Origin of the sequence: Microbacterium sp., assembly GCF_047972865.1 — a bacterium.
GTDB lineage: Bacteria > Actinomycetota > Actinomycetes > Actinomycetales > Microbacteriaceae > Microbacterium.
Genome location: NZ_JBKEAY010000224.1, coordinates 1 through 3,533 on the forward strand (window position 1 = coordinate 1; position 3,533 = coordinate 3,533).

The 3,533-nt window shown below is 70.2% G+C and carries 3 protein-coding genes and 1 pseudogene; all 4 read left to right on the forward strand.

Going from position 1 to position 3,533, the window contains the following annotated elements; translation table 11 throughout:
- The coding region (gene argJ, locus ACK5KK_RS14005; protein WP_416890701.1) for a bifunctional glutamate N-acetyltransferase/amino-acid acetyltransferase ArgJ at positions 1–1,078 on the forward strand (1,078 nt) is incomplete at its 5' end.
- Positions 1,075–1,974 (forward strand): acetylglutamate kinase, encoded by a 900-nt coding sequence (gene argB, locus ACK5KK_RS14010; protein WP_416890702.1) that lies wholly within the window; start codon positions 1,075–1,077, stop codon positions 1,972–1,974. The genes argJ and argB, both read left to right, overlap by 4 nt.
- Complete coding sequence (locus tag ACK5KK_RS14015) at positions 1,971–3,188, forward strand: acetylornithine transaminase (protein ID WP_416890703.1); 1,218 nt, start codon at positions 1,971–1,973, stop codon at positions 3,186–3,188. The genes argB and ACK5KK_RS14015 overlap by 4 nt, the downstream gene beginning before the upstream one ends.
- Positions 3,185–3,533, forward strand: a pseudogene (locus ACK5KK_RS14020) (ornithine carbamoyltransferase); the annotation flags it as partial. The gene ACK5KK_RS14015 and the pseudogene ACK5KK_RS14020, both read left to right, overlap by 4 nt.

Below are 3,533 nucleotides of genomic sequence, written 5' to 3' on the forward strand. Positions count from 1 at the left end.
CGTGGTGGTCAACCGCGGCCCGCTCAAGACCGGCGCCGCGGTGTTCACCTCCAACCGCGCGAAGGCGAACCCGATCCTGTGGTCGCAGCAGGTCGTCGCCGACGGCACGGTCGAGGCGCTCGTGCTCAACTCCGGCGGGGCGAACTGCTTCACGGGCGCGTTCGGGTTTCAGACCACGCACTCCACTGCGGAGAAGGCGGCCGAGCTCCTCGGGGTCAGCGCCGGAGACGTGCTGATCTGTTCCACGGGGCTCATCGGCACCGGCGACGAGGTGTTCCGCCGCAAGGTGCTCGCCGGGACCGAGGCCGCGATCGCCGCGCTCGACGCCGATGGCGGGCAGGCCGCCGCCGAGGCGATCATGACGACCGATTCGCGAGCGAAGACCGCCGTCGTCTCCCGCGACGGCGTCACGATCGGGGGGATGGCCAAGGGCGCCGGCATGCTCGCGCCGGGGCTCGCGACGATGCTCGTCGTGGTGACCACCGACGCGGTGCTGACGGCGGAGGAGGCCGACGGGCATCTGCGCGCCGCGACGCGGGTGAGTTTCGACCGGCTCGACTCCGACGGCTGCATGTCGACCAACGACCAGGTGACGTTGATGGCGTCGGGTGCTTCCGGTATCGCGCCCGATGCGGCCCGGTTCCGCGCCGCGCTCACCGAGGTCTGCCTCGACCTGACCGTGCAGTTGCAGGCCGATGCGGAGGGTGCGAGCCACGACATCACGATCGACGTCGTGAACGCGGCCGGCGAGGAGGACGCCGTCGAGGTCGGCCGCTCGGTCGCCCGCAACAACTTGTTCAAAGCGGCGATCTTCGGCAACGACCCCAACTGGGGCCGGGTGCTCGCGGCCATCGGCACCACCGGTGCCGCCTTTGACCCGTATGAGGTGGACGTGTCCTTCAACGGGGTGCGCGTGTGCTCGGCGGGCGCCCCCGACCGTCCGCGCGAGGAGGTGGACCTGACCCCCCGGGCAACCCGCATCCTCATCGATCTGAAGGCCGGAGCCGCACAGGCCACGATCTATACCAACGACCTCACCCACGACTACGTCCACGAGAACAGCGCCTACTCGTCATGACCGACATCCAGCAGACCACGCCCGAAGCGGCGGCCGTTAAGGCCGGCGTGCTCATCGAGTCGCTGCCGTGGCTGAAGCGCTTCCGCGACCGCATCATCGTCGTCAAGTATGGCGGCAACGCCATGGTGTCCGAGCAGTTGCAGAACGCGTTCGCCGAGGACATCGCCTACCTGCGCTACGTCGGGGTCAAGCCCGTCGTCGTCCACGGCGGCGGTCCGCAGATCTCGCAGATGCTCGACCGGCTCGCCATCCCGAGCGAATTCAAGGGCGGGTACCGGGTGACCTCCACCGAGGCGATCGGGGTGGTCCGTATGGTGCTCACCGGTCAGATCAACCCGCAACTGGTGGGCAAGATCAACACGCACGGAGCGTTCGCGACCGGACTGTCGGGCGAGGACGCCGGTCTGTTCGGCGGTCGTCGCAAGGGCATCGAGATCGACGGCGAGCGGCACGACCTGGGCGCCGTCGGCGACGTCGTCACGGTCGACCCGCGACCGGTGCTCGATCAGCTGCACGCCGGCCGCATCCCGGTGGTGTCCTCCATCGCGCCCGACCTCGACAGCCCGGGTTCGTCGCTCAACGTCAACGCCGACGCCGCCGCGGCCGCCCTGGCCGTCGCGCTGCAGGCCACCAAGCTCGTCATCCTCACCGATGTGGCCGGTCTGTACGCCGACTGGCCGAACAAGGACTCGTTGGTCTCCCACCTGACCGCAGCCGAGCTGCGCACCATGCTGCCGCGGCTGGAATCGGGAATGATCCCGAAGATGCAGGCGTGCCTGGACGCCGTCGACGGCGGCGTCGACACGGCGGCGATCATCGACGGACGCCAGGCGCACTCGGTCTTGGTGGAGGTCTTCACGGAACAGGGCATCGGCACGGAGGTGGTGGCACAGTGAGCACAGGATGGCAGGACGCCGTCGACCAGGATCTCGTCCGCAACGCGGGGGCGCGTCTGGCGCTGTTCACCCGCGGCGAGGGCGCGTACCTGTGGGACGTCGACGGGCGACGCTACCTCGACTTCCTCGGCGGGATCGCCGTCACCTCGCTCGGCCATGCCCACCCGGTGTTCGTCGAGGCCGTCGCGCGGCAGGCAGCCACCCTCACGCACGTCTCCAACTATTTCGCGACGCCCCCGCAGCTCGACCTCGCGGCGCGGCTGAAGACTCTGGCCGGTGCCGGACCGTCCGGTCGTGTCTACTTCGGCAACTCGGGTGCCGAGGCCAACGAGGCGGCGTTCAAACTCGCCCGGCTGCACGGCGGCGCGGCGCGCCCCCGCATCCTGGCGCTTCGCGACGCGTTCCACGGACGCACGATGGGAACCCTCGCCCTCACGGGCAAACCCGCCATGCAGGAGCCGTTCGGCCCGATGGTTCCGGGTGTCGAGTTCCTCGACTCCACCGTGGCCGCGCTGGAGGAGGCGATGGATGATCGGGTCGCCGCGTTGTTCGTCGAGCCGATCAAGGGGGAGGCGGGTGTTCTCGAGCTTCCCGACGGCTACCTCGCGGCGGCGCGTGAGATCACGGCGCGGCACGGTGCGCTGCTGATCGTCGATGAGATCCAGACCGGCGCGGGCCGGACCGGCGCCTGGTTCGCGTTCCAGCACGCCGGCATCCGCCCCGACGCGATCACGGTGGCCAAGGGCATCGGCGGCGGTTTCCCGATCGGCGCGCTGATCACGTTCGACGGCGCGAGCGACCTGTTCTACCCCGGCACCCACGGTTCCACCTTCGGCGGCAATGCGCTGGCGACGGCAACCGCGCTGGCGGTGCTGGCCGAGATCGAACGCGCCGGGCTGCTCGAGAACGCCGTCGTCCGGGGCGACCAGGTACGCGACGCGATCGACGCGATGGCCTCGCCGCTGGTCGCCGCGACGCGCGGCCGCGGGCTGCTCATCGGCGTGGCGCTACGGGCGCCAGTGGCGGCGGAGATCGTGACGGCTGCGCAGCGGCACGGCCTCGTCGTCAACGCGGCCAACGCCGAGACCGTCCGGCTGGCCCCGGCTCTCACGATCGGCGACGTCGAGGTCGACGAGTTCGCCGAGCTGTTCTCGCGTGCGTTGGCGGATGTCGCCGTGCACACCCCGACCCTGACGACGGAGGCATCCGCATGACGCGTCACCTGTTGCGCGACGACGACCTCAGCCCGGCCGAACAGGCCGAGATCCTCGACCTGGCGGTCGCCCTGAAGAAGGACCGCTGGAAGCTGACACCGCTGGAGGGCCCGCAGACGGTCGCGGTGATCTTCGACAAGTCGTCGACGCGCACCCGCGTGTCGTTCGCGGTCGGGATCGCCGACCTGGGCGGTTCGCCGTTGATCATCTCGACCGCCAGCAGCCAGTTGGCCGGCAAGGAGACACCGTCCGACACCGCGCGGGTGCTGGAACGGCAGGTCGCCGCGATCGTGTGGCGGACGTACGCGCAGGCGGGACTGGAGGAGATGGCCCGCGACACCCGTG

Coding starts and splice junctions, on each gene's coding strand:
- argB (WP_416890702.1), top strand. CDS start 1,075: ATGACCGACATCCAGCAGACCACGCCCGAAGCGGCGGCCGTTAAGGCC.